Origin of the sequence: Micromonospora sp. C31, from assembly GCF_018070575.1 — a bacterium.
GTDB lineage: Bacteria > Actinomycetota > Actinomycetes > Mycobacteriales > Micromonosporaceae > Micromonospora.
Window position 1 is genome coordinate 152,998 of record NZ_JAGPXN010000012.1, and the last position, 26,532, is coordinate 179,529.

Genomic DNA, 26,532 nt, shown 5'->3' on the forward strand with positions numbered 1-26,532 from the left:
TCGGGGCCCCGGTCCGGGTGCCCTCGACCCCTGCCCGGCGGACGTTTCGGCACGCAGACCCGGTAGGTCCTTGCCGGCACCCCTAAATGTCCCGGCAAGATCTTTCGTTCGTGGATATTCGGTGATATCAATCTCGCACTCGATCCCCTACCCCCCCCGGAGTGCGACGTGCGGAGAACCCGTCTCGTTTCCCTCGCCCTGAGCCTGGCCACGGCTCTCGGCGTCAGCCTCACCCTGGCCGTGCCCGCCCAGGCCGCGCCCGCCGACCGCTACGTGGCGCTCGGCGACTCGTACGCCTCGGGCGTGGGCGCCGGCAGCTACACCAGCGAGAGCGGCTCCTGCAAGCGCAGCACCAACGCCTACCCGGCGCTCTACGCCACCAACATCAAGCCCGCGTCGTACCGCTCGGTCGCCTGCTCCGGTGCCACCACCACCAGCCTGATCAACACGCAGCTGTCGGCGCTGAGCTCCACCACCACCCTGGTCAGCGTCACCGTCGGCGGCAACGACGTCGGCTTCGCCAGCATCATGTCCACCTGCGTGCTCCAGGGCACCACCCAGTGCGTCGCCGCCGTCCAGGCCGCCGAGGACAAGGCCCGCGCCCAGCTGCCGGGCCTGCTGCGCAACGTCTACAACGGCATCAAGACCCGGGCGCCCTCGGCCCGCGTGGTCGTCGTCGGGTACCCGGTCTTCTACCAGCTCGGCACGGCCTGCATCGGACTGAGCGCCACCTCGCGGGCGAAGATCAACGAGGGCATCAACCTGGTGGACGACATCACCCGCACCGCCGCCGTCGCCGCCGGCTTCAAGTTCGCCGACGTGCGGTCGCAGTTCGTCGGGCACCAGCTGTGCAGCTACGGCACCAAGTGGCTGCACGCCCTCAACATCGCCAACCTCGGCGTGTCCTACCACCCCACCGCGGCCGGCCAGTCCGGCGGCTACTACCCGGTCTTCCGCTCCGTCGCGGGCTGACCGGCTCGCTCTCCCTCCGGACGGACCTGGCCCCGCCCCCCTCGGGGCCGGGACCGCCCGGGCGGGCGGACGGGGGCGCGTCGCCCGCGTGGCGGCCGCGCCCCCGTCCGACCCTCCGTACCGGAACGCCCGGTGACCCGGACGACCGGGCCGGAACCGGCCCGGTCGGCAGCGGTTGACGGTGGAGTTGCTCAGCCGCACGTTGCTGATGGTCAGGCTGTCCGCGCGGGGGTTCTCCACGATCCGGCTGTTCACCAGGGTGAAGTTGCGCAGCGTGATGTCCCGGTTGCCGGGGAACTCGGTGCGCTCGGCCAGCCGCACCTCGCCGCCGCCGCTGATCGTGCCGCCGCCGGCCGCGATGTCCACCCCCTGGCAGTTCTCGATCAGGATCGCGTTGTTGCCGGTGTCGGCGATGTCCACCCGGTCGATGGCGGTGCCGCCGTTCTCGGCGTCGACGGTGGTGGCCGTGGCCGCTAGCGATCCATATTCATCGATGTCAAGGCCATGGTAAGCGCTTTCCATGCGGCGGCGCGAAGGTCGTCGGCGCGGCCGGCGTCGGCGGCCGGGGAAGCTGCCTGATACCTGACAGTCGCCCGGCCGGCGAATCGGACCCGTGGATCGCGCGGCGGGAAGTCTGCCGTGGTGGCGCCCGTCGGGGCGGCCTGGCGGGCCGCAGGAACGGCCGAACCTGGGATTCCACGAAGGCGCCACCCGCGTCCCGAACTCTGGGAGACGTCTTGGCAGCGGAATCGACCGTCGTGGACTCTCTCTGCGGAGAGCGATGAATCAGTGGCTCATGGTCACGATGCGTCATCTCTCCGGTCGTCGACCTGGCACGGGGCGCGCGACCGATCACCGTTAGTAACGGGGGAGCGCTCGGTGGAACGCGTCATGCCAGTTCGCGGTTCGAGGTGAGCGCACCCGCGCGCTCCGCCGGGCCGGTCCGTCGGTCCACCCCGTCCCGCTCCCACGTCCGACCGGCCGCCGTCGACTCCCTGCACCGGATGGTCGAGGCCCAGGTCGACCGGACTCCCGACGCCGACGCCGTGTGGTGCGACGGGCAGGTGCTCACCTACGGCGAGCTGGACGCGGCGGCCAACCGGCTGGCCGCGCTCCTCGTCGACCGGGGGGTACTTCGGGGGGACCGCGTCGGCGTCTGCCTGCCCCGCGATCCCCGGCTCGTGGTCGCGCTGCTGGCCGTGCTCAAGGCCGGTGCCTGCTACGTGCCGCTGGACCCGGCCTACCCGGCCGCCCGGGTCGCCTTCATGACCGAGGACTCCGGGGCCCGGCTCGTGCTCACGGTGGCCGAGTTCGCCGACCGGTTCGCCGACGCCGCGCTCCGTCTCGACGACCTCGACGTCGACGCCCGGCCGGCGGTCCGGCCCGACGTGCCCCGCGACCCGTCCGACCTGGCGTACGTCATCTACACCTCCGGGTCGACCGGCCGGCCCAAGGGCGTGGCCATCGAGCACCGCTCCGCCTCGGTGCTCATGCACTGGATCCGGGAGACGTTCACGGACGTCGAGCTGGGCGGCGTACTGGCCGCCACGTCCGTCTGCTTCGACCTGTCCGTCTTCGAGCTCTTCGGCCCGCTCTGCTGGGGCGGGCGGGTGGTGCTGGTCCGCGACGCGCTGGCACTGGCCGCGCCGGACGCCGACCGGCTGCCCGTCGCCCTGGTCAACACCGTGCCGTCGGCGATGAGCGAGCTGCTCGCGGCCGGCGCGCTGCCGGGAGACGTCCGCACCGTCTGCCTCGCCGGCGAGCCGTTGACCGCGACGCTCGCCGCCCGGGTGCTCGCCCGGCCGCACGTACGCCGGCTCTGCAACCTCTACGGGCCGTCCGAGGACACCACCTACTCGACGTGGGCGGAGGTGCCGGCCGACGGGGGAGACCCGCCGATCGGCCGCCCGTTGCCCGGCACCCGCGTCTACCTGCTCGACGCGGACGGCCGGCCGGTGCCGCCCGGTGAGCCGGGAGAGCTGTACCTGGCCGGCGCCGGGCTGGCCCGCGGCTACCTCAACCGGCCGGAGGAGACCCGCGCGCGCTTCCTGCCCGATCCGTTCCGCCCCGGGGAGCGGATGTACCGCACCGGCGACCGGGTCCGGCTGCGCCCGGACGGGCAACTGCACTTCCTCGGCCGGATGGACGACCAGGTGAAGCTGCGCGGCTACCGCATCGAGCTGGGGGAGGTGGCCGCGCGGCTGGCCGCCCTGCCCGGCGTACGCGAGGCGACCGCCGCGGTGCGGACCGGGCCGAGCGGCGACCCGCTGCTCGTCGGCTACCTCGTCGGCGAGCGCCGCGACGACGTGCGGGAACTGCTGCGGCAGACGGTCCCGGCCCCGCTCGTGCCGTCCGCCGTCGTCTGGCTGGACCGCCTGCCGAGCACCCCCAACGGCAAGGTCGACCGGGCGGCGCTGCCCGCCCCGGAAATCGCCGTCGCCACGATCGACGCCGACGGTGCGCCGATGGCCGGCTCCGCCGCCACGGTCGCCGCCGTCTGGCGGGACGTGCTCGGCCTGCCGGTGGACCGGACGGACGCCGACTTCCTCGCCCTCGGCGGCGACTCCCTCCTGGCCGTGCGCTGCGCGACCCGGCTCGCCGCCGCGACGGGCCTGCCGGTCGCCCCGGCGGCGCTGTTCACGCACGCGACGGTGCAGGCGCTCGCCGACCACCTCGACGACCTGCGCCGGACCGCCGGCACCGCCGCCACGGACACCGCCGGCACCGCCGCCACGGACACCGCCGGCGCGACCGCCGGGACCGCGACCGCAGGGGCCGCACCCGGCGGCGGGCCGGGACGCCCACCGGCGGGTGGTACGCGGCCCGCCACGCCCGTGGACACGGCCCCGCTCTCGGCCGCGCAGACCCGGCTGTGGTTCCTGCACCAGCTCGACCCGGCCGACACCTCCTACCTGGTGTCGTTCGCGATCCGGCTGCCGGCCGGGACCGACCCGGAGGCGCTCGGCCGGGCGCTGCGCCGCGTGGTGGCCCGGCATCCGGCGCTGCGTACCGTCTTCCCGTCCACCCCGCACGGCCCGGTGCAGCGGGTCCGGGACGACCTCGACGTCCCGCTGGTCGTCGCCCCGCCCCGTCCCGGGGTGCCGCTGGACGAGCGGCTCGACCAGCTCGCCGCCACCGACGCGCGTACCCCCATGGATCTCGCCGCCGGCCCGCTGCTGCGCGCCCGACTGGTCGCCGCCGACGACGGCCGGGCGGCGCTGCTCCTGGTCGCCCACCACATCGTCTGCGACGACTGGTCGTTCAGCGTCATCGTGCGGGACCTGGGCCGCGCCTGCGAGACCGAGTCGGCGGGCGCCGGGGCGGTCCCGCCGTGGCCGGCCGGCCCGGCGGCCGGCCCGGCGGAACTGGCCGTGGCACAGCGGGACTGGCTGGCCGCGCCGGCCGGCCGGGAGGCCGTGGCCGCCGTGGTCGACGCGCTGCGCGGCGCGCCGACGGCTCTGGAGCTGCCCCCCGCCGCGCTGCCCCCCGCCGCGCTGCCCCCCGCCGCGCTGCCCCGCGCCGACCGGCCCCCGGCCGGGGCCGCCCTGCGGACCCGCATCGACGACGGCACCGCCGCCGTGGTCCGGGACCTCGCCCGCGCCGGCCGGGCCAGCCTGCACATGGTCGGGCTGGCCGCCTTCGCCGCGCTGGTCGCCGCGGAGACCGGCCGCACCGACGTGCTGATCGGTGTCGCCTTCGCCGGCCGGACCAGCGTCGCCGCCGAGCAGAGCGTCGGCTGCTTCGTCAACACCATGCCCCTGCGCCTGCGGCCCGACCCGGACCGGCCCTTCGCCGACCTGCTGGACGAGGCGCGCGAGGCGACCCTCTTCGCCGCCGCCCACCAGGACGTGCCGTTCGACGTCGTCGTCGAGCGGCTCCGGCCGGCCCGGCAGCCGGGCCGCAACCCACTGGTCCAGGTCGCGTTCGGCGTGCAGAACGCCCCGGCGGCCCGGCACGTCGACGCCTCCGGCGGCGAGTTCGTCGGGGTGGAGCTGACGCCCGACACCGCCCGGCTCGACCTGACCCTCTGGCTCGACGAGCGCCGGGACGGGCTTGAGGCGCTCTGGACGTACCGCACCGACCGCTTCGACGGCGGCCTGGCCGCCACGTGGCACCGCCGCTTCACCGCATTCCTGCGCGGCGCGGCCGCCGATCCCCGGCGCAGCCTCGCCGCATGTGCCCAAACCCTGGGGGGAACGAGAGATGAGTGAGCAGACCCCGGTCGCGCCGGTGATCCCGCGCCGCAGCCGCGAACGGTCCCTGGTCGACGTACGCCCCGACTGGCCCGGCGGGCCCCTGCCGGCCCTCGTGAAGGCCAACGTGCCCGACGTGGACCTGGCCGCCTGGCTGGCGGGCAACCGGTCCACGGTGGACGGGCTGGCCCGCCGCGCCGGCGCCGTGCTGTTCCGTGGCTTCGCGGTGGACGGCGCGGCCGACTTCCGCACCGTCATGGCCGCCCTCTCCGACGACGTGCTCAGCTACGGCGAGCGCTCGTCGCCGCGTAGCGAGGTGACCGAGGGGGTGTACACCTCCACCGAGCACCCGGCCGACCAGCCGATCGTGCTGCACAACGAGCAGTCGTACACGGTGAACTGGCCGCTGCGGATCGTCTTCCACTGCGAGACCGAGCCCGCCGCAGGTGGGCGCACCCCGCTGGCCGACAGCCGCCGGGTGCTCGACCGGCTGCGGCCGGGGACGGTCGCCGGGTTCGAGCGTCGGGGCGTGCTCTACCGGCGCAACTACCTGCCGGGGATCAGCCTGCCGTGGCAGACGGCCTTCCAGACCGACAGCCGGGCCGACGTCGAGGCGTACTGCGCCCGTGCGCTGATCGACGTCGAGTGGGTCGGCGAGCAGCAGCTGCGCACCCGGCAGGTCCGCCCCGCCGTGCGCGAGCACCCGGTGACCGGAGAGCGGAGCTGGTTCAACCACGCCCTGTTCTTCCACGTCACCTCCCTGCCGGAGGAGGTCAGCGCCGGCCTGCGCGCGTCGCTGGCCGAGGAGGACCTGCCCTACCAGACCGCGTACGGCGACGGCACGCCCATCGGCGACGACGTGCTGGCCGAGTTGCGCGCCGCGTACGCGGCCGAGACCCGGTCCTTCGCCTGGCGGCGCGGCGACGTGCTGCTGGTGGAGAACATGCTGGCCGCGCACGCCCGGGAGCCGTTCACCCCGCCCCGACGCATCCTGACCGCGATGTCCGACCCGGTCGCCGCACCCGAGCTGGCCGCCGCCACCGCCGGCGCGACGGGGGTGCGGTCGTGACGGGGCCGGCACCGCGTCGGCGCGGCAGCGGCGTCGGCGCGGTCACCTCGCCGGTGTCCCGCCGGGTCCTGGTCGACGGTTCGTTCGTGCTGATGGTGCAGGCCGTCGTGCCGGACCTCGACCTGGCCGGCTGGCTGGCGGGGCGCCGCGACGAGCTGCTGCGCGACCTCGACGCCCACGGGGCGGTCTTCTTCCGGGGCTTCGAGGTGGCCACGGCCGACGACTTCAGCCGGGCCGCCCGCGCGGTCAGCCCGGACCTGCTCGGCTACCTGGAACGCGCCGCGCCCCGGCACGAGGTCGCGGAGAAGGTCTTCACCTCCACCGAGTTCAACGCCGAGCAGTGGATCCCGCTGCACCACGAGATGTCGTACTCGCACAACTGGCCCACCCACCTCTACTTCTGGTGCGCCCAGCCGGCCACCGGCAGCGGTGGCGCGACCCCGCTGGCCAGCGAGCGGGTGGTGAGCCCGCGCATTCCCGCCGAAGTGCGCCAGCGGTTCCTGCGGCACGGGGTCAGCTACGTGCGCAACTACGGCCCGCACCTGGACCTGCCCTGGCAGGAGGCGTTCCAGACGACCGACCGCGCCGAGGTGGAGAAGTACTGCGCCGACTCGGCCACCGAGTACACCTGGCTCGACGGCGACGGGCTGCGGACCCGGGCCCGCCGGCAGGCGGTGGCGACGCACCCGCGCACCGGCGAGACGGTCTGGTTCAACCACGCGCACCTGTTCCACGTCTCCAACATGCCCGCCGAGGTCTCGGCCGCCCTGCTGCGCGAGTACGGGCCCGAGGGGCTGCCCCGCAACGCCTACTACGGTGACGGCGAGCCGATTCCCGACGAGGTGGTGGCCGGCATCCGGGACCTGTATCGGGAACACGCGGTGTCGGTTCCCTGGCAGCGCGGTGACGTGCTGGTGGTGGACAACTTCCTGGCGACCCACGGTCGTGAACCCTTCAGCGGCGACCGGCAGATCCTGGTCGCCATGTCCGACCTCTACCTCAACCGGAGCGTGGTGTGAACGGCTACCGTCTGTCCCCGATCCAGCGGCTGGCCTGGTCCGGGGCGCAGGACCTGGTCCGCGCCCGGGTGCTGCTCGACCGCCCGCTGGACCGGGCCCGGTTGCAGACCGCCCTGGACGCGGTGGTCGCCCGGCACGAGGCGCTGCGCCTGACCCTGGTGCACCACCCCGGGTTGCGGGTGCCGTTGCAGGACGTCGACGACGGCCGCAGCGTCGTCGTCGGCGCCCAGGGGGAGCTGTCGGTGACCGTCACCGACGACGCGCTGGAGCTGGCCGCCACACCGCTGATCGCCGACCCGGCGAGCCTGCGGCTCGTCCTCGCCGACCTGGCCCGCGCCTACGCCGACGGCCGGCTGGCCGACGACCCCGACGCCCTGCAGTTCCTCGACGTCACCGAGTGGCAGCTGTCGGAGCGGCAGGAGGCCGAGCCGTCCGGCGTGCCCGCCGCGCCGGCCGCGCGACTGGTCACCCCGCACGGCGACGACCCGGCCGAGGTCGGCACCGCGACCGTGCCCGCCGCGGCGCTGACCGCCGCCGCCCGGGAGGCCGGCGTCGGCGTCGCGACCCTGCTCCTCGCCGCCTGGGCGCTCGCGCTGTCCCGCCGGACCGAGCCGCCCGCCGGCGTCGACGACGCGGACCTGGTGCTGGCCCGCTGGAGCGACGGGCGCCGGGCGAGCGGGACGGCCGGCGTCGTCGGCCCGCTGGGCGGCTACGCGCCGCTCCGGCTGGGCCTGCCCCTGCCGGCCGCGCCGAAGGCGCTGCTCGACGAGGTACGCGCGGCCGAGTCCACCGTCGAGGAGGCGTTCCACCTTCTCGACCCGGTCGGCGAACACTCCGACGCGGTCGCCGGTTTCGCCGTCGTGCCGGCCGGGGATCCGGCGGCCCTGGGTGGCCTGGGCGCCACCGCCGTCGAGGTCTCCGCGCCGCCCGCGACGGCCGGCCCGCAGCTGACCGCCGTGACCGGCGACGACGAGGTGACCCTGCGCGTCGTCGGGGGCCGCTGGCTGCTGGAGGGCCTGCTGGCGATCCTGGGGACGCTGCCCCGGGCGCTGGCCGACGGCACGCCGCTGGTGCTGACCGGCGAGGGGGAGGCCCGCTGGTTGACCGACGCGGCCGGCGAGCCGTCCCGTGCCGCGACGCGCACCCTCGTCGAGCTGATCGACGACGGGCTGGCCGGCGTCGACCAGCACAGCCCGGCGGTGGTCGCCGCCGACGGCGCGTACACCGTCGGCGAGCTGCGGGACGTCGCGGCCCGGGTCGCCGCCGGCCTCGTCGAGCGGGGGCTGCACCGCGCGCGGGTGGGCGTGCTCGCCACCCGGTCCCGGGACACCGTCGCCGCGTTCCTCGGCGTGCTGCGGGCCGGCGCGGTGTACGTACCGCTGGATCCGGCGGCGCCCGCGGAGCGGCTCGCCGCGCAGGTGCGCGCGGTCGACGCCGGGCTCGTCGTCGGCGCGGACGGCCCGGCGGGGCTCGCCGGCGCCACCGTCGCCGAGCTGGCCGCCGGCCCCGCGACGGCGGCCGTGCCCCCGGTGGCGCCGACCGATCCCGCGTACGTCATCTTCACCTCCGGCTCCACGGGCACCCCGCGGCCGGTCCAGGTCTCGCACGGTGCCGCCGCCCACCTGGCGTACGGGCTCGGGGAGACCGTGTACGCGGACAGCCGGGCCGGACTGCGGGTGGCGGTCAACGCCCCGCTCACCTTCGACGCCTCGGTCAAGCAGCTCGTGCAGCTCGCCCACGGCCGCAGCCTGTACCTGGTGCCGGAGGACGTCCGGCGCGACGGCGCCGAGCTGGCCGCCGTCCTCGCCGACAACCGGGTCGACGTGCTCGACCTGACCCCCTCCCAGCTGCGCATCCTGCTCGCCGGGGCCGGCGACGCCCGGCTGCCGGAGTTGCTGCTGGTGGGTGGCGAGGCGATCCCGCCGGACCTCTGGGACACCCTCGGCGCGCTGCCCGGCGTCCGGGCGGTCAACCTGTACGGGCCCACCGAGTGCACCGTGGACAGCACCGCCGCCGAGATCCGCCCCGCGACGGCCCCGACCATCGGCCGTCCGCTGCCGGGCGTCGGGGTGTGGGTCCTCGACGAGCTGCTGCGGCCGGTGCCGCCCGGCGTGGCCGGCGAGCTCTGCGTCAGCGGGCCCCAGCTGGCCGACGGCTACCTGGGCGACCCGGAGACGACCGGCCGCCGGTTCGTCCGGGCCGCCCTGCCCGCCGGTCGGACGGAGCGGGTCTACCGCACCGGCGACCGGGTGCGCTTCGACGCTGACGGGCGCCTGCACTACCTGGGCCGGCTGGACGACCAGGTGAAGATCCACGGCTTCCGGGTGGAGCCGGGCGAGGTGGCCGCGACGCTGCGGGCGCACCCGGAGGTCGCCGACGCGGCGGTCGTGGCCCGCGACGACGACGGGCACGGCGACCGCCTCGTCGGCTACGTCCGCCCGGCCGCGCCGACCGTCGACGTCGACCTGGAACGGGTCGCCGGGATCAACCCGCACGAGACCCGCTACCTGTACGACGAGATCTTCACGCAGCGGGTCTACCTGCGCGACGGCATCGTGCTGCGCCGGGGTGCGACGGTCTTCGACGTCGGCGCCAACATCGGCATGTTCTCGCTGTTCGTCCACGCGGTCTGCCCGGACGCGACCATCCACGCCTTCGAACCGGTGCCGTCGGTGGTGGCCGCCCTGCGGCGCAACGTCGAGGAGTTCGGCGTACCGGCCACCGTGCACCCGGTGGGTCTGTCCACCGCGCCGGGGCAGGTCTCCTTCACCTACTACCCGGGCTACTCGATGATGTCCGGCCAGGCCGCGTACGCCGACCCGGCGGCGGAGGTCGCCGTCATCAAGCGGTTCCTCGCCAACGAGCGGGACGCGGGCGAGTCCGACCGGGACACCCTGCTGGAGCGGGTCGACGAGCTGCTGGCGGAGCGCTTCGACGGTGCCGAGGTCACCGTCGACGTGCGCCCGCTGTCGGAGGTCATCGACGAGGTCGCACCGGAGCGCATCGACCTGCTCAAGATCGACGTCCAGCGGGCCGAGGCCGACGTGCTCGCCGGCCTCGAGGAGCGGCACTGGCCGCTGGTCGCGCAGGTCGCCATGGAGGTGCACGACGCCGTCGGCACCGACACCGAGGGGCGCCTGGACGAGCTGATCGCCCTCTTCGAGGACCGCGGCTTCGACGTCGTGACCCGCCAGGACGACCTGCTCACCGGCACCGACCGGCACACCCTGCACGCCGTGCGCCCCGGGTACGCCGCCGACCCGCGACCCGCGGTGGCGGTCCCGGAAGGCCCGGCCGCCGGCCCGCTGGAGGTCCGGTTGACCGACTGGCTCGCCCAGCGGCTGCCCGCCCACCTGGTTCCAGCGGCCGTGGTGCTCGTCGACGACCTGCCGCTGACCCGCAACGGCAAGCTCGACCGGGCCGCGCTGCCCGCGCCGGAGCTCGACCGGCCCCGGCGGGAGCCGGCCGTGGCGCCGGCCAACCGGGCCGAGGAGATCCTCGTCGAGGCGTGGCGGGAGGTCCTGGGCACGCAGTCGGTCGGGGTCACCGACAGCTTCTTCGCCCTCGGCGGCGACTCGATCCGCAGCATCCAGATGCAGGTGGCGGCGAACAAGCGCGGCCTGTCGTTCCGGCTCGGCGACATCTTCGTGCACCAGTCGATCCGGGAGCTGGTCGCGCACGGCGAGATCACCCTCACCGGGCCCGACGCCGACGCCACGGACACGGCCGGCCCGGCCGGGGTCGCGGAGCCGTTCGCCCTGATCGCCGCCGCCGACCGGGACCGCCTGCCCGCCGGACTGGCCGACGCCTACCCGATGACCGCGCTGCAACAGGGCATGGTCTACCACTGTGAGCTGACCGGTGACCCCGCGATGTACCACAACGTCACCGCGCACCGCGTCGACGCGCCGCTGGAGGCGGAGGCGCTGCGCGCCGCGCTGGCCGACCTGGTCGCACGCCATCCGGTGCTGAGGACGGGCTTCTCCCTCGGCGCCTTCAGCGAGCCGCTGCAACTGGTGCACGCCGAGGTGCCGGTCGAGGTGCCGGTGACGGAGCTGACCGACGCCGAGGAGGCCACCCGCCGGGCCCGCGTCGACGACCTGGTCGCCGCCGAGCGGGTGCGGCCCTTCGACTGGGACCGGCCGCCGCTGCTGCGGCTGCACGCCGTCCGCGACGACGACACCTTCACCCTGATCGTGGCGGAGTGCCACGCGATCCTCGACGGCTGGAGCCTGCACCTCCTCCTCGGCGAACTGCTGGCGGCGTACGACCGGCGCCGCGCCGGGCTGCCCGTGCCGCACCGGCCGACGTTGCCCTTCCGCGCCTACGTGGCGGCGGAACGCGACGCCGTGGCGGACCCGGGGTCTCGCCGGTTCTGGCTTCAGGGCGCGGGAGGCGTGCCGCCGCTGCTGCTCGGCGGGGCCGCGCCACGGATCACCACCACGCGGCGGGTGCCGCTTCAGGCGTCCACCACCGACGCCGTCACCGAGGCCGCCCGGGCCGCCGGCGTACCGGCCAAGTCCTGGCTGCTCGCCGTCCACCTGCGGGTGGTCGGGGAGGCCACCGGCCGGGACGAGGTGGTCACCGGGCTGGTCGTCGGCGCCCGCCCCGAGGCCGAGGGGAGCGACGCCACGCTCGGGCTGTTCCTCAACACCCTGCCGGTGAGCGCGGCGCTGGGCACCCGGTCGCTGGCCGAGCTGGCCGTCGACGCCTGGCAGGCGGAGCGGTCGCTGATGGGCCACCACCGGTTCCCGCTCGCCGAGATCGTCCGGGCGGGCGGGGCGGGGCCCCGGTTCGACCACTTCTTCAACTGGACCCACTTCCACGGCGGCGCCGACGAGAGGGAGGGCAGCCGGATCGTCGACAGCCGGGGCATCACGGTCGACGTGGCGTTCAGCCTCGCCGTCGACGTGGAGGTGGACCCGGCGACCGGCCAGCTCGCCCTGACCCTCCAGTACGACGCCCGGCACGTCGACGAGGCGCGGGCCGAAGCGCTGGCCGAGGCGTACCGCCGGCTGCTGGCGACCGACCCGACCGCGCCGCTGCCCGCCGTCGGAGCGTCGGGTCCCGTCGTTCCCGTCCCGCGCGACGGGGACGCCCGGGACCGCTGGGCGGCCTGCGTGGCGTCGGTCTGGCAGGAGGTCGTCGGCGTGGCGCCGCGCGGCGAGCAGACGGAGTTCCTGGCCGCAGGCGGCGACTCGCTGCGCGCGTTGCGCCTGGTCACCGCGCTGCGTCAGCGCCACGGCAGCACCATCACCCTGCCGGAGTTCGTCGCGCTGGGCAGCTACGGCGCCGTGGTGCAGCGGGTGACCCGTGATGGCTGAGAACCCGTGGCTGGTCGTCCGGGCGCCCGTCGCCCGGCCCGCCCTGCGCCTGTTCTGCCTGCCCTACGCGGGCGGCAACGCGGGGGCGTTCGAGACCTGGCGGGCGGGGCTGCCGCGCGCGGTCGAGGTCAACGCGGTGCAGTACCCGGGCCGGCGCGAGCGGGCCGCCGATCCCGCGCCCCGGCGGATGACGCCGCTGGTGCAGGCCCTCGAGGCGGCCCTGGCGCCGCACCTCGACCGGCCCTACGCGGTCTACGGGGACTGCCTCGGCGCGTACGTCGCCTTCGAGCTGGTCCGCCGGCTGGAGCGGCGCGGGCACCGGCCGGCCGACCTGCTGGTGGTCTCCTCGGCCGTCGCCCCGCACCGGGCCGAGGTCGAACCGGACCACTCCGGCACCGACGACGCCACGTTCCTCGCCGAACTGGTCGCGCTGGGCACGATGCCGGCGGCCGTCGCCGCGCATCCGGAGCTGGCCGCCGCCGCGCTGCCGGCGGCCCGCGCCGACTTCGAACTCGGCCGCAGCTACCGCTACCGCGACGCCGGCCCGATCGGCGTCGGCGTCACCGCCGTCCGCGGCGACGCCGACCCGCACGTCGGCGACGTCGGCGTGGCGGCGTGGGCGGAACTCACCACCGCCGGCTGCACCACCGTCACCGTCCCGGGCGGGCACGACCTGCTCGCCCGGGCCGACCCCGGACTGCTCGGCGCCGTCCGGTCCGCCCTCCTCGGCAAGGAGCCGTCTTGACCGTCACGTCACTGCTCTGCTTCCCGTACGCCGGCGCGGGCGCCTCGGTGTACCAACCGTGGCAGCGGGTCGCACCGCCCGACCTGGAGATCCTCCCGGTGCAGTTGCCGGGCCGGGAGAAGCGCTTCGTCGAGGAGCCGTACCGCCGGATGGACCAGGCCGTCGACGGGCTGCTCGACGAGGTGCTCGAACTGGTGGCCGGTCGCGACCGGGTGGCGCTGTTCGGCCACAGCATGGGCGCGGTGCTCGCGTACGAGATGGCCGGCCGGCTGGCCCAGGCCGCGGGGGTGCGGCTGGCGCACCTGTTCGTCAGCGGCTCGCCCGACCCGTGGTCGGGCCGCGACCACACGGCCGCCGACCTGCCCGACGACGAGTTCGTGGCGCGGGTCGAGGAGTTCGCCGGCTACACGCACCCGGCGCTGGCCGACCCCGACATGCGGGAGCTGCTGCTGCCGACCCTGCGCGCCGACGTGGAGCTGCACGAGGGCTACCGGCCGGGCGGCGACAAGCGGCTCGACGTGCCGGTGACCGCGCTGCGCGGCGCCGACGACACCCTGGTGGCCGCCTCCGCGCTGGCCGGCTGGGACCGGGTGACCTCCGCCGGGTTCGCCTCGCTGACCGTCGGCGGTGGACACATGTACCTCACCGACGACCCGGCCGAGCTGCTGGCGCTGGTGCGGCGGAGGCTGGCCGGTGCCTGAGCCGACGCCGGGCCGGCTGGCCGGCCGGACCGCCATCATCACGGGTGCCGCGCGGGGGCTCGGCCGGGCCTGCGCGACCGCCTTCGCGGCGCAGGGCGCCGACCTGGTCCTGGTGGACGTGGCCCACGACCTGCCCGACGTGCCGTACCCGCTCGGCTCGGCCAGCCAGCTCGCGCACACCGCCAAGCTCTGCGCGGAGCACGGTGTGGCCGCGTACCCGGTCGAGGCCGACGTCCGGGACCCCGAGGCGGTCCGGGCCGCCGTCGCGCTCTGCCTCGACCGCTTCGGCCGGATCGACGTCCTGGTGAACAACGCCGGGATCGCGGCGCCCTCCGGCAAGCCGGTGCACGAGATCAGCGAGGCCGAGTGGCAGCTCATGCTCGACGTGGACCTCTCCGGCCCGTGGCGGATGGTCGGCGCGGTCGGCGCGGTGATGTGCCGGCAGCGCGCCGGGAGCATCGTCAACGTGGCGTCGACCGCCGGCCTGGTCGGCTACCGGCACTTCGCCGGGTACGTCGCCGCCAAGCACGGCCTGGTCGGCCTGACCCGGGCCGCGGCGCTGGACTACGCGCCGCTGAAGGTGCGGGTCAACGCCCTGTGCCCCGGCTCGGTGCGCGACGACCCGTACGTCGAGGGTCGGATGCTGGCCGAGATCGCCCGGTCGCTGGAGGTGCCGGTCGCCGAGCACGAGGAGACGTTCGTCCAGGCCCAGCCGATGAACGCGCTGATCGAGCCCGACTCGGTGGCCCAGGCCGCCCTCTGGCTGGCCTCCGACGAGTCGTCGCAGGTCACCGGCTCGGTCATCACCGTCGACGGAGGATTCACCACCCGATGAGCAGCCGTCCACAGACCACCAGACAGCACTCCGACCCGGGCCGGTCCTGCCACTCGGCGGCGGTGGCCGTCGCCGGCGACCCCGGCGAGGTCGCCGCCCGGCTCGCCGCCGCGCTGGCGCGTCGGGGCCTCGACGCCGTCCGGCTCTGGGTGGACCGGGTGCCCGCGTCGATGGCCGCCGCGCGCCGTGCCGCCGAACTGGCGCGACCGCTGCCCGCCGGCGGTCCGCCGGTGCGGGCGGTGCTGCTGCGCCACGACGACGGCGCCGACCTGGTGCTCGTCGTCCGGCGCGGCCCGCTCACCGGCCGCGCCCTGGGCGAGCTGGCCGCCGAGGCGGCCGGGATCGCGTCGCCGGCCGGGGCGGAGCCGACCGCCGGCCCGGGGCCCGGGGACCGCCCCGAGGGTGCCGCGCCCGACCCGGCCGGGCAGTCTCAGCCGGCCGGGCAGTCTCAGCCGGCCGGGCAGGCGGAGTCGCCGGGGACCGCCGCCGGGGAGACGGCCGGGGCCGGGGCCGCGGACGACGGGGAACACGAGGGGGACACCGCCTGGCGGGGCGGGAACCCCCGCGCCGACCGGACCGGGTCGTACGCCTTCGTCGTGCCCGCCGGGACCGACCGGCTGGCGCTGACCGGCGCGGTCGGCGCGGTGCTGGCCCGCTTCGGCGGCGTGCGCCGGGTGCGGGTGGGCACGCTGCTCGACGAGGGGCCGGCGGTCGTGCCGGTGGCGGTGGACGGCACGCTGCGTGCCCTCGCGGCCCGGCCCGCCGACCCGGCCCCGTGGCCCGCCGCCGGGCGGGCGCCCGACGCCGGGCCACCGGAGGCCGTGGTCGGCGTGCTGACCGGCGACAGCCCCGCCGACACCTACCTACCCAGCCTGACCCCGCCGTGGCCGCTCACCCTGACCCTGCGCGGGACGGCCGTCACCTGCGACTTCCGCACCGGCGCGTGGGCCGCCGAGGTGGTGGCGGCCGTGGCCCGGTACGTCACCCGCGTGCTCGAACAGCTCCTCGCCGACGGCGACCGGGCGCTGGGCGACTGCGACCTGTTCGACGACGCCGAGCGGGACCGGGTGGCGGCGCTCGGCGGGGCGACCGTCGACCTGCCCGAGCCGACCGGCGGCATCCACGACCGGGTGGCCGGGTGGGCGCGGACCACCCCGGACGCCCCGGCGGTGTCCTACGGGGACGACCGGCTCACGTACGCCCAGCTCGACGCCCGCGCCGGACGGATCGCGGCGGCCCTGCGGGCGCGCGGCTGCGGTCCGGGCACCCGCGTCGGCGTCTGCCTGGAACGCTCGGTGGACCTGGTGGCGGCGCTGCTCGGCGTGCTCAGGGCCGGCGCCGCCTACGTACCGATCGACCCCACCTACCCGGCCGAGCGCATCCGCTACACCGTCGAGGACTCCCGCGTCACCCTGCTCGTCGGCGCCGACGGCGTGGAGGTCGACGAGCTGCTCGCCGACGGCACCGACGACGCGGCGGGCACCGGGGCGGCGGCGGTCGGCCCGGACGACCCCGCGTACGTCATCTACACCTCCGGCTCCACCGGCCGGCCGAAGGGGGTCCAGGTCCCGCACCGCAACGTGCTGGCCCTGGTCGCCGCGACCCAAGACGACCTCGGGCTCGGCCCGGCGGACACCTGGACGATGTTCCACTCCAGCGCGTTCGACTTCTCGGTCTGGGAGATCTGGGGCTGCCTGCTCACCGGCGGGCACCTGGTCGTCGTTCCGCACCTGGTGGTCCGCGACCCGGCCGAGTTCCACACCCTGCTGCGCGCGGAGCGGGTGACCGTGCTCAACCAGACCCCGTCGGCGTTCGCGCAGCTCGTCGACGCCGACCGGCGGTCCGCGCACCGGCTGGGGCTGCGCCTGGTGGTGTTCGGCGGCGAGCCGTTGGACGCCGGCATGCTGACCGGCTGGTTCGACCGGTACCCGGAGCGCGACTGCCGGCTGGTCAACATGTTCGGCATCACCGAGACCACCGTGCACGTCACCGCGCAGACCATGGACCGGGGCCTGGCCCTGGCCGGCACCCGCTCCGTGGGTCGTCCGCTGCCCGGCTGGTACGTCCACGTGCTCGACCCGGCGGGGCGGCTGCTGCCGCCCGGCGCCGCCGGGGAGATCCACGTGGGCGGCGCCGGGGTGGCCGACGGCTACCTGCACCGCGACGAGCTGACCGCCCAGCGCTTCCTGCCCGACCCCTGGCGGGGCGGGCGGATGTACCGCAGCGGCGACCGGGGCCGGCTGCTCCCGGACGGGCGGCTGGAGCACCTGGGCCGGCTCGACGACCAGGTCAAGATCCGTGGTTACCGGATCGAGCTGGACGAGATCCGCCAGGTGCTGCTCGACGACCCGGACGTGCTGGCCGTGGCGGTCACCGTGGACACCGGCGCGGAGGCCGCCGACGCCCGGCTGCACGCGTACGTGGTGCTCGCCGACGGGGCCGACCCGCCCGCCGACCTGCGCCGACGGGTGGCCCGGATCCTGCCCGGGTACATGGTGCCGGCCACGGTGACGCCGCTGCCCGCGCTGCCGCTCACCGCCAACGGCAAGCTCGACGCGGCCCGGCTGCCCGCGCCGGACGCCCGGCCCCTGCCCGCTGCCGGGGAGCCCGCCGACACCGGGGCGGGGACCGGCCGCGCCGAGCGGATCCGGGTCGTCTGGGAGCGGGTGCTCGGCGCCGAGGTGGGACCGGAGGACAACTTCTTCGACCTCGGCGGCAACTCCCTGCTCGCGTTGCGGCTGCTGCGTGAACTGCGCGCGCAGGGCCTCGGCGAGTTCACCCCCCGCCACCTGTACGTGCACCCGACGGTGCGCGCCCTGGTCGGCGCGACCGGGACGGAGCGGTGATGGCAGACGTCGACACGCTGACCCGACTCTGGCCCCAGGCGCGCGAGGTGGCCGTCAAGGGCGGCTGCGCGTACGTGGTGGCCGACGACTACCTCGACCCCCTGCACCTGCGCGGCCTGCTCGCCCGGGAACTGCCCGACGCCGACCTGCCCCGGCACATCGTGCAGGTCGACTCCCTCGACCCCGCCGACCTGGTCGAGCCGGACGACCGGTTCGGGGCGTACCTGCCGCCGCGCGACGACACCGAACGCGTGCTGGTGCGGATCGCGGAACGCCTGCTCGGCGTGCCGAGGCTGGGCGTGCTCGACGACTTCTACGCCGCCGGCGGCGACTCGCTGGCCGCGACCGGACTGGCCGTCGAGGCGCAGCGGGCCCTCGGGGTGGGCGTCTCCCTCGCCGCGGTGCTGCGCCACCCGACGGTGGCCGGTCTCGCCGAGGAGGTCGGCCGGGCCCGGGCGGCCGTGCCGCTGCCCCGCGCCGAGCCGGCGGACGCCTACCCGCTCTCCCCGCAGCAGCGCCGCGTCTTCCTCGCCCAGTCCCGCGACCCCGCCTCCGTCACCTACAACCTGCCGCTGCTGGTGCCGCTGCCGGCGGACGTCGACCGCGCCCGGCTGGCGGACGCGTTCCGCGCCGTCATCGCCCGGCACGACATCCTCCGGACCGCCTTCGGCACCGAGGCGGGCCGGGCGGTGCAGCGGGTGCTGCCGGCCGTCCCGTTCGACCTGCCGGAGACCGGAGGCACCGGGACCCTGCCGGTCGAGCCGTTCGACCTGGCCGCCCCGCCGCTGCTGCGGGCGGGCCTGCGGCATACCGGCGACGGCCCGGTACTGGCGCTGGACCTGCACCACATCGTGACCGACGGGCTCTCCCTGGCGTTGCTGCTGCGCGAGGTCGACACCGTCTACGCCGGCGGCGAACCACCGCCGGTCCCCGCCCAGTACGCCGACTACGCCGTGTGGGCCACGACCGGGGAGCCGCCCGGGGGCGACTACTGGCGACGGCGCTTCGCCGAGCCGCCGGCGCCCCTGCGGCTGCCCACGGACACGGCGCGGCTGTCCGGCCGGCCGGCGACCGCGCGGGCCGGCACGGTCGAGTTCGACGTCGGGGCGGAGCGGACCGCCGCGCTGCGGGCGCTGGCCCGGCGCGAGGGGGTGACCCTGTTCCAGGTGCTGCTCGCCGCCTACGCGACCTTCCTCGCCTCGGCGACCGGCGGGACCGACGTCACGGTGGGCACCCCGGTCGCCGGTCGCGGCGCCCCGGGCCTGGACGCGACCATGGGGATGCTGGTCAACACGGTCTGCCTGCGGCACCGGGTGCGCCCGGAGGCCGCCTTCCGGGAGCTGCTCACCGAGGTGGCGCACGACGTGGTCGACGCCTTCGCGCACCAGGACTACCCGTTCGACACGCTGGTCGGCGAGGTGCTGCCGGTGCGCGAGAAGGACCGGCATCCGCTCTTCGACACGCTGTTCGCGATGCAGCACGCCGAGGTGGCCGCCGCCGACTTCCTGGGGCGGCGGGTCGAGTTGGCCGTCGCGCCCACCGGCCAGGCCATGTTCGACCTGGACATGCAGGTCTATGAGCGCGCCGACTCACTGCGCGTGCACTGGGCGTACGACGCCGGGCTGTTCCTGCCCGCGACGGTGCGGGCCTTCGCCGACCTCTGGCTGGAGATCGTCGACACCGTCCTGGCCGATCCCGGGGTGCCGGTCGGCGAGCTGACCGGGGCCCGCCCGGTCGCCGCCGGGGCATCCTCCACCATCGACATCGAGTTGTGAGCCGGAGAGATCATGCAGTCGCTGATGACGCGGGGCCAGCTCAAGATCGCCGCGGCGCGCCGCCCGGAGCACGCCCGCCACTGGCGGGCCGTGCTCGACTCCGGCGCCGACCCGGTCGGCTTCCCCGCCGACCGCACGCCGACGCCCGGCGCCCCGCCCGAGCCGGCGGCCGTCACCGTGCCGCTCGACGAGGCGCTGGTCGACCGGCTCGCGCGGGCCGGCCGGGGCGGCGAGGACGCCCGCCAGGTCCTGGTGACGGCCGCGGTCGCCGCCCTGCTGCGCCGCTACACCGGCGCCGAGGACATGCTCGTGGGCCGTCCGGGCGAGCCGGGGCAGCTGGCCGGGATGCTGCCGCTGCGGGTGCGCTGCGCGGCGGAGACCAGCTACCGCGACCTGGTCGGGCAGTTGCGCGCGGCGGTGCCCGAGGCGTCCCGGCACGCCGACTACCCGGTCGAGCTGCTCGCCGAGGAACTGGCGGCGGCCGACGGTTCCGGTCCGCACCCGCTCGTCGACGTGGCGGTGGGAGGCGGCGCCCCGGACGGCGCCGGGGTCGGGGTGTTCTTCGCCCTCGGCGCCGCCGAGGTGACGGTCCACCACGACGCCCGCCGCTACGACGGCGCCACGGCCGAGCGGATCGGCGCCCACCTGGCGCTGCTGCTGGGCCGGGCGCTGGCGGAGCCGGACGCGCCGGTGGCGGAACTGAGCCTGCTGACCGACGGTGACCGGGACGTGCTCCGGGAGGTCAACGACACCGGCGTCGACCAGGACCCGGCCGGTCGGCCGGACGAGTGGGTCGCCCGCTGGGCCGCCGCCCGGCCGGCCGCCGTCGCCGTGCGTACCGCGGCCGGCAGTTGGACGTACGCGGAACTGGAGGCCCGGGTGGTCGCGTACGCCGAGCGGCTGCGCGGTGCCGGGGTGGGCGCGGAGTCGATCGTCGCCGTGCTCGCCGAGCGCTCCCGCGAGCAGTTGGTGGCGATCCTGGCCACTTTGCGCGCCGGCGGCGCCTACCTGCCGGTCGACCCCGGCTACCCGGCGGCGCGGGTCGCCTATCTGCTCGACGACAGCGGGGCCGCCGTGGTGCTCGCCGCCGACCCGGCGCGGGTCCCGGACGGCGTGCCGGTGCTCCCGCTGCCGACCGCCGCCCCGGTGTCCGCCGCCGCGTCGCCCGGCCCCGACGCCCCGCGCGACGGGCGGGACCTCGCGTACGTCATCTACACCTCCGGCTCGACCGGCGCCCCGAAGGGCGCGATGATCGAGCACCGCTCGCTGGCCAACCGGCTGGCCTGGATGCAGCGGCTGTACCCGATCGGCCCCGCCGACGTGATCCTGCACAAGACCCCCACGACCTTCGACGTGTCGGTGTGGGAGCTGTTCTGGTGGGCCCGGGAGGGTGCCTCCGTCTGCCTGCTCCCCGCCGGCGCGGAGCGCGACCCGGAGGCCATCATCGAGGCGGTCGAGGCGCACGGCGTCACCACCGCGCACTTCGTGCCGTCGATGCTGGGCGCGTTCCTCGACTATCTCGGCACCGCCGACACCGGTCGGCTGTCGAGCCTGCGGCAGGTCTTCGCCAGCGGCGAGGCGCTGGGCCCCCGGCAGGTGGACCGGCTCGCGGAGCTGCTGCCCGCCGCGACGCTGGTCAACCTGTACGGGCCCACCGAGGCCACCGTCGACGTCTCCCACCACCGCTGCCGGCCCGGCCGGGAGCGGGTACCGATCGGCCGGCCGGTGGACAACACCCGCCTGTACGTGCTCGACGAGCGGCTGCGCCCCCAGCCGGTGGGGGTGCCGGGGGAGTTGTGCATCGCCGGGGTGCAGCTCGCCCGGGGCTACCTGAACCGGCCGGAGCTGACCCGGGACCGTTTCGTCGCCGCGCCGGAGGTGGCCGAGGCGCGGGTGTACCGCACGGGCGACCTGGCCCGACTGCTGCCCGACGGCACGCTCGACTACCTGGGCCGCCTCGACCACCAGGTGAAGGTGCGCGGTTACCGCGTCGAGCTGGGCGAGGTGGAGGAGGCGCTGCGCGGGCACCCGGCCGTGAAGGACGCGGTGGTGGTGGCCCGCGACGGCAACCTGGTCGGGTACGTCGTCGCCGACGAGCCGGTGGGCGAGGCGACGCTCACCACCCACCTGGGTACCCTGCTGCCGGGCTACCTGGTCCCTGCCCGGGTGGTCGAGCTGGCGGAGTTCCCGCTGTCGGGCAGCGGCAAGCTGGACCGGCGGGCGCTGCCCGAGCCGACCGCGCCGCAGCGGTCGTACGTCGCGCCGCGCACCGGGCCCGAGCGGTTCCTCGCCGACATCTGGGCCGACGTGCTGGGCCTCGACCGGGTCGGCGTGGAGGACAACTTCTTCGCCCTCGGCGGCAACTCGATCCACTTCGTCACCGTGCTGGCCCGGGCGCACGCCGCCGGGGTGGACCTCACGTTCCAGCAGTTGTTCCGCCACCCGACGATCGCGGCGCTGCTCGCGGCCGGCCCGCCCGGTGGGGAGCGGGCGGTGACGCACCCGCCGTTCGCCCTGCTCGACGAGGCGGACCGGGCCCGGCTGCCCGCCGGGGTGGTCGACGCGTACCCGCTCGGGCAGCTCCAGGCCGGGCTGATCTACGAGAACGAGCTGTCCCGGGGCGCCGCCCAGTACCACGACATCATCAGCTTCCTGATCAACGCGCCGTTCGACGAGGCGACGTTCGCCGAGGCGGTGCGGATCCTCGTCGCACGCCACCCGATCTTCCGGACCAGCTACCACCTGACCGGCTTCGGCGAGTACCTGCAACTCGTGCACGCCGACGCGCCGAGCCCGCTGTGGATCGTGGACCTGCGCGGCCGCGACCCGGCCGAGCAGGAGCGCTGGTACGCCGACTGGCACGCGCGCGAGCAGTCGTACCGGTTCCGCTGGCAGGAGCCGGGCCTGGTCCGCATCCACGTACACGTCCTCGGCGAGGAGCTCTACCGCTACAGCGTCAGCCAGCACAACTCGGCGTTGGACGGCTGGAGCATCACCCTGCTGCACACCCAGCTCTTCGACACCTACTACCGGCTGCTGGCCGGGGACCGGCCGGACGAGGGGCCGGCCGAGAACCACTTCCGCGACTACATCGGCCTGGAACGCCGGGCGCTGGAGTCGGCGGCGGACCGCGACTTCTGGCGCGGCGTCCTCGCCGCGGGCGGGGTGACCGAGCTGCCCCGGTGGCAGCCGCCGGAGGTCCCGGCCGAGCGGCCGGTGGTCTTCCACGAGGTGGAGATCGACGACGCGCTCTCCGAGCGGCTGCTGCGCGCGGCCGACCGGTTGGCGGTGCCGCTGAAGACCGTGCTGCTGGCCGCGCACGTCAAGGTGGTCGGCGCACTCGCCGGGGACACCGAGGTGGTCACCGGGTACGAGCAGAGTGGGCGGCCCGAGGCGGAGGGCGCCACCGGGGCGCTGGGGCTGTTCCTCAACACCGTGCCGATGCGGGTGGACCTCGGTGCCGGCTCCTGGGCCGACCTGGTCGACGCGGTGTACCGCGCGGAGGTGGACCTGCTGCCCCACCGGCGCTACCCGATGGCCCAGATGAAGGCGGACGCCGGCACCACCGACCTGCTGTTCGAGACCGTCTTCAACTACACCCACTTCTACCTGCTCAAGCAGCTGCGCGAGCTGCCCGGTTTCGACCTGCTCGACGTGCAGGTGAGCACGGAGACGGAGTTCGCGCTGCGCGCCGAGTTCATGCGGGACTTCTTCACCGACCGGGTCCGGCTGAGCCTGCACTACCATTCGGCGGCCTTCACGTCCCAGCAGGCGGCGGGCATCGGGGAGGTGTACCGGCGGGTGCTGGCGGAGCTGGCGACCGACCCGGAGCGCGCCCACGACGGGCTGCGGCCCGGCCTGCCCGAGGCCCGGACCACGCCGACCCGGCGCCGCTTCGAGCGGGCCGCCCCGGCGACGCGCCGGCCCGAGGCGCCGGCCGGGCGGACCGCGCCGGGCACGCCCGTCGCCCGGCGGATCGCCGAGGCCTGGGCGCGGGCGCTCGACGTGCCGGTGGCCGGCATCGCCGAGGAGGACAACTTCTTCGACCTGGGCGGCAACTCGCTCGCCGCGATGCGGGTGATCGCCGCGCTGCGGCCCCTGGTCACCCTGCGGCAGCTGATGACCACCTCCACGCTCGGCCCGCTGGCCCGGGCCGTCGAGGCGGACGCCGCGCCGGAGGACGGCCTGTTGCAACCGCTGTCGCCGCCGGACGCCGCGTACGACCGGGTCCTGGTCTGCTTCCCGTACGCGGCGGGCAGCCCGCTCGCCTTCCGGCCGCTGGCCGAGGCACTGGCCCCGCACCGGATCGCGGTGCACGCGGTGGCGCTGCCGGGGCACGACGTCAGCCGGCCCGAGCCGTTGCTGGACCTGCCGGAGCTGACCCGCCGGGTGGCCGCCGAGATCGGTGAGCTGGGCGGGCGGCCGGTGCTCGTCTGGGGGCACTGCGTCGGCGCGGCGGCGGCGATCGAGGTCACCCGGCTGCTCGCCGCCGCCGGCCGGGTACCCGAGCGGCTGTTCCTCGGCGGCAAGCTGCTGCGCGGGCCGGAGGAGATCGACGCCAGCATCGCCGAGGTGACCGGAATGGCACCGGCGGACGTGGTGGGCTGGCTGGTGGACCAGACCGGCTTCACGGAGCTGGACGGCCTGGACGCCGGGCACGTCGATGCGCTGGTCGCCGCCTTCCGGCACGACGCCGTCGGCTCGCACCGCTACCTGCGGGACCGGGCGGGGGAGCCGCTGTCGGTGCCGGTCACCGTGGTCGTGGCGGCCGACGACCCGTTGACGGCCGGGCCGGGCTCGGCGCACGAGGCGTGGCGGCGGATCGCCACCGACGTGCAGCTCAAGGAGATCGACGGGGGCGGGCACTACTTCTGCCGCACCCGCGCGGCCGACGTGGCCGCTATCGTCGGCGCGACGGGACCGGGCGCGCCGCCGGCGGCCGCCGTTCCGTCCGCCCGCCGTCCTGGGGAGGATCATGTCTGACCGTACGCCGACCGCGCGGGGCGAGTTCATCGCCGGAGCCCGCTCGATGGTGCCGTTCCTGCTCTCCGCCTTTCCCCTGGGCGTGATCGGCGGCACTCTCGGCCTGGCCGCCGGGCTGTCCTACCTGGAGACGTTCGGCCTGGCCATGGTGGTCAACTCCGGGACCGCCCAGTTCATCGGCTTCAAGCTGATCTCGGAGGGCGCGGCGTGGCCGGTCATCGTCCTGACCACGCTGATCCTCAGCCTACGGATGGTGATCTACTCCACGCTGCTCGCGCCGCACGTGCGCGAGTTGCCCCAGCGGTGGCGGCTGCTGCTGGGCTTCGGGCTGATCGACGCGGTGTTCTTCGTGGCCTTCGACCGGATCAAGGGCGACGAGCCGGCCCGGCGCAAGAGCATGTTCTACTTCGGCGCCTCCGCGGTCATGTACGTCAACTGGGCTGTCGCCACGGTGGTCGGCATGATCGCGGGACACCTGCTGCCGGAGCGGCTGCGCTCCGGTCTGGACTTCCCGATGACCGCGGTCTTCCTGGTGGTGCTCGCCTCGGCGCTGGTCGGCTGGAAGGTCTGGACGACGGCGGTCTCCGCCGGGGCGCTGGCCCTGCTCCTGCTCGGGCTGCCCTACAACCTCGGCCTGATCGTGGCGGCGTTCGGCGGCGCGTTCGTCGGCATGGCCTGCGAGGTGGTGGAACGGCGGTGGTTCCCGCCGAAGCCGGCGGAGGAAGCGGCGGAGTCGGAGGAAGCGGCGGAGTCGGGCGAGCCGGGGGAGACTCCGGCGGAGCCGGGGCGGGAACCACGAACGCCGCAACCGCGGACCGCCGGGGCGGCGGCGGGGGATCGCGGGGCCGTGGAGACGGCCCGTGACACGGACGGAAGGTGACGGGAATGTCCATGCTGCTGCTCATCCTCGGGATGGGGCTCGCCACCTTCGCGCCCCGGTACCTGCCGCTGCTGGTCTTCCGCGACCGCGTGCTGCCCGACGACGTCAAGGTCTTCCTCGGGTACCTCCCGCCGGCGCTGCTGGCGGCCATCGCCGTCCCGTCGGTGATCGCGCCCGTCGACAACCGGATCGAGATCACCGTCGTCACCGTGCCATACCTGGTGGCGGGACTGGTCACGCTGGTGACCGGCCTCTTCGTCGAGCGCTTCATGATCGTCTGGACGGTGGGCCTGCTGGTCTTCTTCGGCCTGCGCTGGTGGCTGGGGGCTGCGTGACGGCCGCGCACCCCACCGGTCGCGCCCCGCTGCGGGTCGCGGCAGCCCAGGTCACCGCCGTCCCCGGCGACCTGGCCGGCAACGCGCGGACCGCGGCGGAGAGCATCGCCGAGGCGGCGGCCCTCGGGGTCCACCTGGTCGTCTTCCCCGAGCTGTCGCTCTGCGGGTACGACGTCGGCCTGCTGTGCGACGACATCGCGCGGTGCGCCGTCGAGCCGGGCGGTGACCCGATCGACGTCGTCGCCGAGGCCTGCCGCATCCATCGGGTGGTGGCGGTGGTCGGCGGCTGCCGGCGACGCACCGAGGGCTGGGCGATCGGCGCCCTGGTGGTCGGCGCGGACGGCGGGGTCGCCGCCGGGTACGACAAGCGTCACCTGGACGGCCACGAGCGGGAGCTGTTCGTGCCGGGCCGGGCCGATTCCCTGGTGGAGGTGCGTGGCTGGCGGCTCGGCCTGGGCATCTGCTACGACGCGAGCTTCCCCGAACACGCTCGCGCGCTGGCCCTCGCCGGCGCCGACGCGTACCTCTGCCCGGGAGCGTTCACGACGGGTGACTCCGAGCACCGGCGCGGCGTGTACTTCCCGGCCCGCGCCCTGGAGAACACCTGCTACGTGCTGTTCGCCAACTTCGCGGGCTCGCACGGCGGCTGGGAGTTCGCCGGTCGCAGCGCCGTGTACGCTCCCGACGGCCGGGTCCTCGCCGACGCCGGCACGGGCCCCGGGCTCGCCGTCGCCGACCTGGACGACGCCGTCCTGCGATGGCACCGCGACGCGCTGCGGATGCTCATCGACCGTGCCGCTCCCGCGCCGCCCCCGGTGGCCGTGTCCGTCCCGACGGGGTGACGCCCTACCTGTC

At 75.7% G+C, this 26,532-nt stretch carries 15 protein-coding genes; all 15 read left to right on the plus strand.

Features of this window, described 5'->3' with window-relative positions:
* Positions 1 to 168 precede the first annotated feature (168 nt).
* Complete coding sequence (locus KBX06_RS17710) at positions 169 to 972, plus strand: SGNH/GDSL hydrolase family protein (RefSeq protein ID WP_210836218.1); 804 nt, start codon at positions 169 to 171, stop codon at positions 970 to 972.
* Between the two features lie 181 nt (positions 973 to 1,153).
* Positions 1,154 to 1,483, plus strand: a complete 330-nt coding sequence (locus KBX06_RS17715; RefSeq protein WP_210836219.1) for a hypothetical protein — start codon at positions 1,154 to 1,156, stop codon at positions 1,481 to 1,483.
* A gap of 400 nt (positions 1,484 to 1,883) precedes the next feature.
* Positions 1,884 to 5,183, plus strand: coding sequence for a non-ribosomal peptide synthetase (locus KBX06_RS17720; protein WP_210836224.1), 3,300 nt, complete (start codon positions 1,884 to 1,886; stop codon positions 5,181 to 5,183).
* Complete coding sequence (locus KBX06_RS17725; RefSeq protein ID WP_210836227.1) at positions 5,176 to 6,234, plus strand: TauD/TfdA family dioxygenase; 1,059 nt, start codon at positions 5,176 to 5,178, stop codon at positions 6,232 to 6,234. Before KBX06_RS17720 ends, KBX06_RS17725 begins: the two co-directional genes overlap by 8 nt.
* The gene (locus KBX06_RS17730; RefSeq protein ID WP_307854667.1) at positions 6,231 to 7,253 is read left to right on the plus strand and encodes a TauD/TfdA family dioxygenase; all 1,023 of its coding nucleotides are present in this window, start codon (positions 6,231 to 6,233) and stop codon (positions 7,251 to 7,253) included. Before KBX06_RS17725 ends, KBX06_RS17730 begins: the two co-directional genes overlap by 4 nt.
* A complete protein-coding gene (locus tag KBX06_RS17735; protein ID WP_210836228.1) occupies positions 7,250 to 12,577 on the plus strand; it encodes a non-ribosomal peptide synthetase in 5,328 nt (1,775 codons plus the stop codon). The genes KBX06_RS17730 and KBX06_RS17735 overlap by 4 nt, the downstream gene beginning before the upstream one ends.
* On the plus strand, positions 12,570 to 13,322 hold the full coding sequence (locus tag KBX06_RS17740; protein ID WP_210836230.1) for a thioesterase II family protein: 753 nt from the start codon (positions 12,570 to 12,572) through the stop codon (positions 13,320 to 13,322). Before KBX06_RS17735 ends, KBX06_RS17740 begins: the two co-directional genes overlap by 8 nt.
* Positions 13,319 to 14,023 carry a thioesterase II family protein gene (locus tag KBX06_RS17745; protein ID WP_210836232.1) on the plus strand — a complete coding sequence of 235 codons (705 nt, stop codon included), beginning with the start codon at positions 13,319 to 13,321 and terminating at the stop codon, positions 14,021 to 14,023. Before KBX06_RS17740 ends, KBX06_RS17745 begins: the two co-directional genes overlap by 4 nt.
* Entirely contained in the window at positions 14,016 to 14,858 is an 843-nt protein-coding gene (locus KBX06_RS17750; RefSeq protein ID WP_210836233.1) for an SDR family oxidoreductase, read from the plus strand. The genes KBX06_RS17745 and KBX06_RS17750 overlap by 8 nt, the downstream gene beginning before the upstream one ends.
* Complete coding sequence (locus tag KBX06_RS17755; RefSeq protein WP_247686127.1) at positions 14,855 to 17,704, plus strand: amino acid adenylation domain-containing protein; 2,850 nt, start codon at positions 14,855 to 14,857, stop codon at positions 17,702 to 17,704. Before KBX06_RS17750 ends, KBX06_RS17755 begins: the two co-directional genes overlap by 4 nt.
* Positions 17,704 to 19,479 carry a condensation domain-containing protein gene (locus tag KBX06_RS17760; protein WP_210836235.1) on the plus strand — a complete coding sequence of 592 codons (1,776 nt, stop codon included), beginning with the start codon at positions 17,704 to 17,706 and terminating at the stop codon, positions 19,477 to 19,479. The genes KBX06_RS17755 and KBX06_RS17760 overlap by 1 nt, the downstream gene beginning before the upstream one ends.
* A 12-nt stretch (positions 19,480 to 19,491) precedes the next feature.
* Entirely contained in the window at positions 19,492 to 24,462 is a 4,971-nt protein-coding gene (locus KBX06_RS17765) for a non-ribosomal peptide synthetase (protein ID WP_210836237.1), read from the plus strand.
* A complete protein-coding gene (locus KBX06_RS17770; protein ID WP_210836239.1) occupies positions 24,455 to 25,342 on the plus strand; it encodes an AzlC family ABC transporter permease in 888 nt (295 codons plus the stop codon). Before KBX06_RS17765 ends, KBX06_RS17770 begins: the two co-directional genes overlap by 8 nt.
* A 5-nt stretch (positions 25,343 to 25,347) precedes the next feature.
* Positions 25,348 to 25,677 carry an AzlD domain-containing protein gene (locus KBX06_RS17775; RefSeq protein ID WP_210836240.1) on the plus strand — a complete coding sequence of 110 codons (330 nt, stop codon included), beginning with the start codon at positions 25,348 to 25,350 and terminating at the stop codon, positions 25,675 to 25,677.
* Positions 25,659 to 26,519 carry a carbon-nitrogen hydrolase family protein gene (locus tag KBX06_RS17780; RefSeq protein WP_210836243.1) on the plus strand — a complete coding sequence of 287 codons (861 nt, stop codon included), beginning with the start codon at positions 25,659 to 25,661 and terminating at the stop codon, positions 26,517 to 26,519. The genes KBX06_RS17775 and KBX06_RS17780 overlap by 19 nt, the downstream gene beginning before the upstream one ends.
* The last annotated feature ends 13 nt before the right edge of the window (positions 26,520 to 26,532 follow it).

Excerpts from the sequence above, each read along its gene's own strand:
- KBX06_RS17740 (WP_210836230.1), top strand. The coding sequence starts at position 12,570 with ATGGCTGAGAACCCGTGGCTGGTCGTCCGGGCGCCCGTCGCCCGGCCC.
- KBX06_RS17755 (WP_247686127.1), top strand. The coding sequence starts at position 14,855 with ATGAGCAGCCGTCCACAGACCACCAGACAGCACTCCGACCCGGGCCGG.
- KBX06_RS17765 (WP_210836237.1), top strand. The coding sequence starts at position 19,492 with ATGCAGTCGCTGATGACGCGGGGCCAGCTCAAGATCGCCGCGGCGCGC.
- KBX06_RS17760 (WP_210836235.1), top strand. The coding sequence starts at position 17,704 with ATGGCAGACGTCGACACGCTGACCCGACTCTGGCCCCAGGCGCGCGAG.
- KBX06_RS17725 (WP_210836227.1), top strand. The coding sequence starts at position 5,176 with ATGAGTGAGCAGACCCCGGTCGCGCCGGTGATCCCGCGCCGCAGCCGC.
- KBX06_RS17770 (WP_210836239.1), top strand. The coding sequence starts at position 24,455 with ATGTCTGACCGTACGCCGACCGCGCGGGGCGAGTTCATCGCCGGAGCC.
- KBX06_RS17775 (WP_210836240.1), top strand. The coding sequence starts at position 25,348 with ATGTCCATGCTGCTGCTCATCCTCGGGATGGGGCTCGCCACCTTCGCG.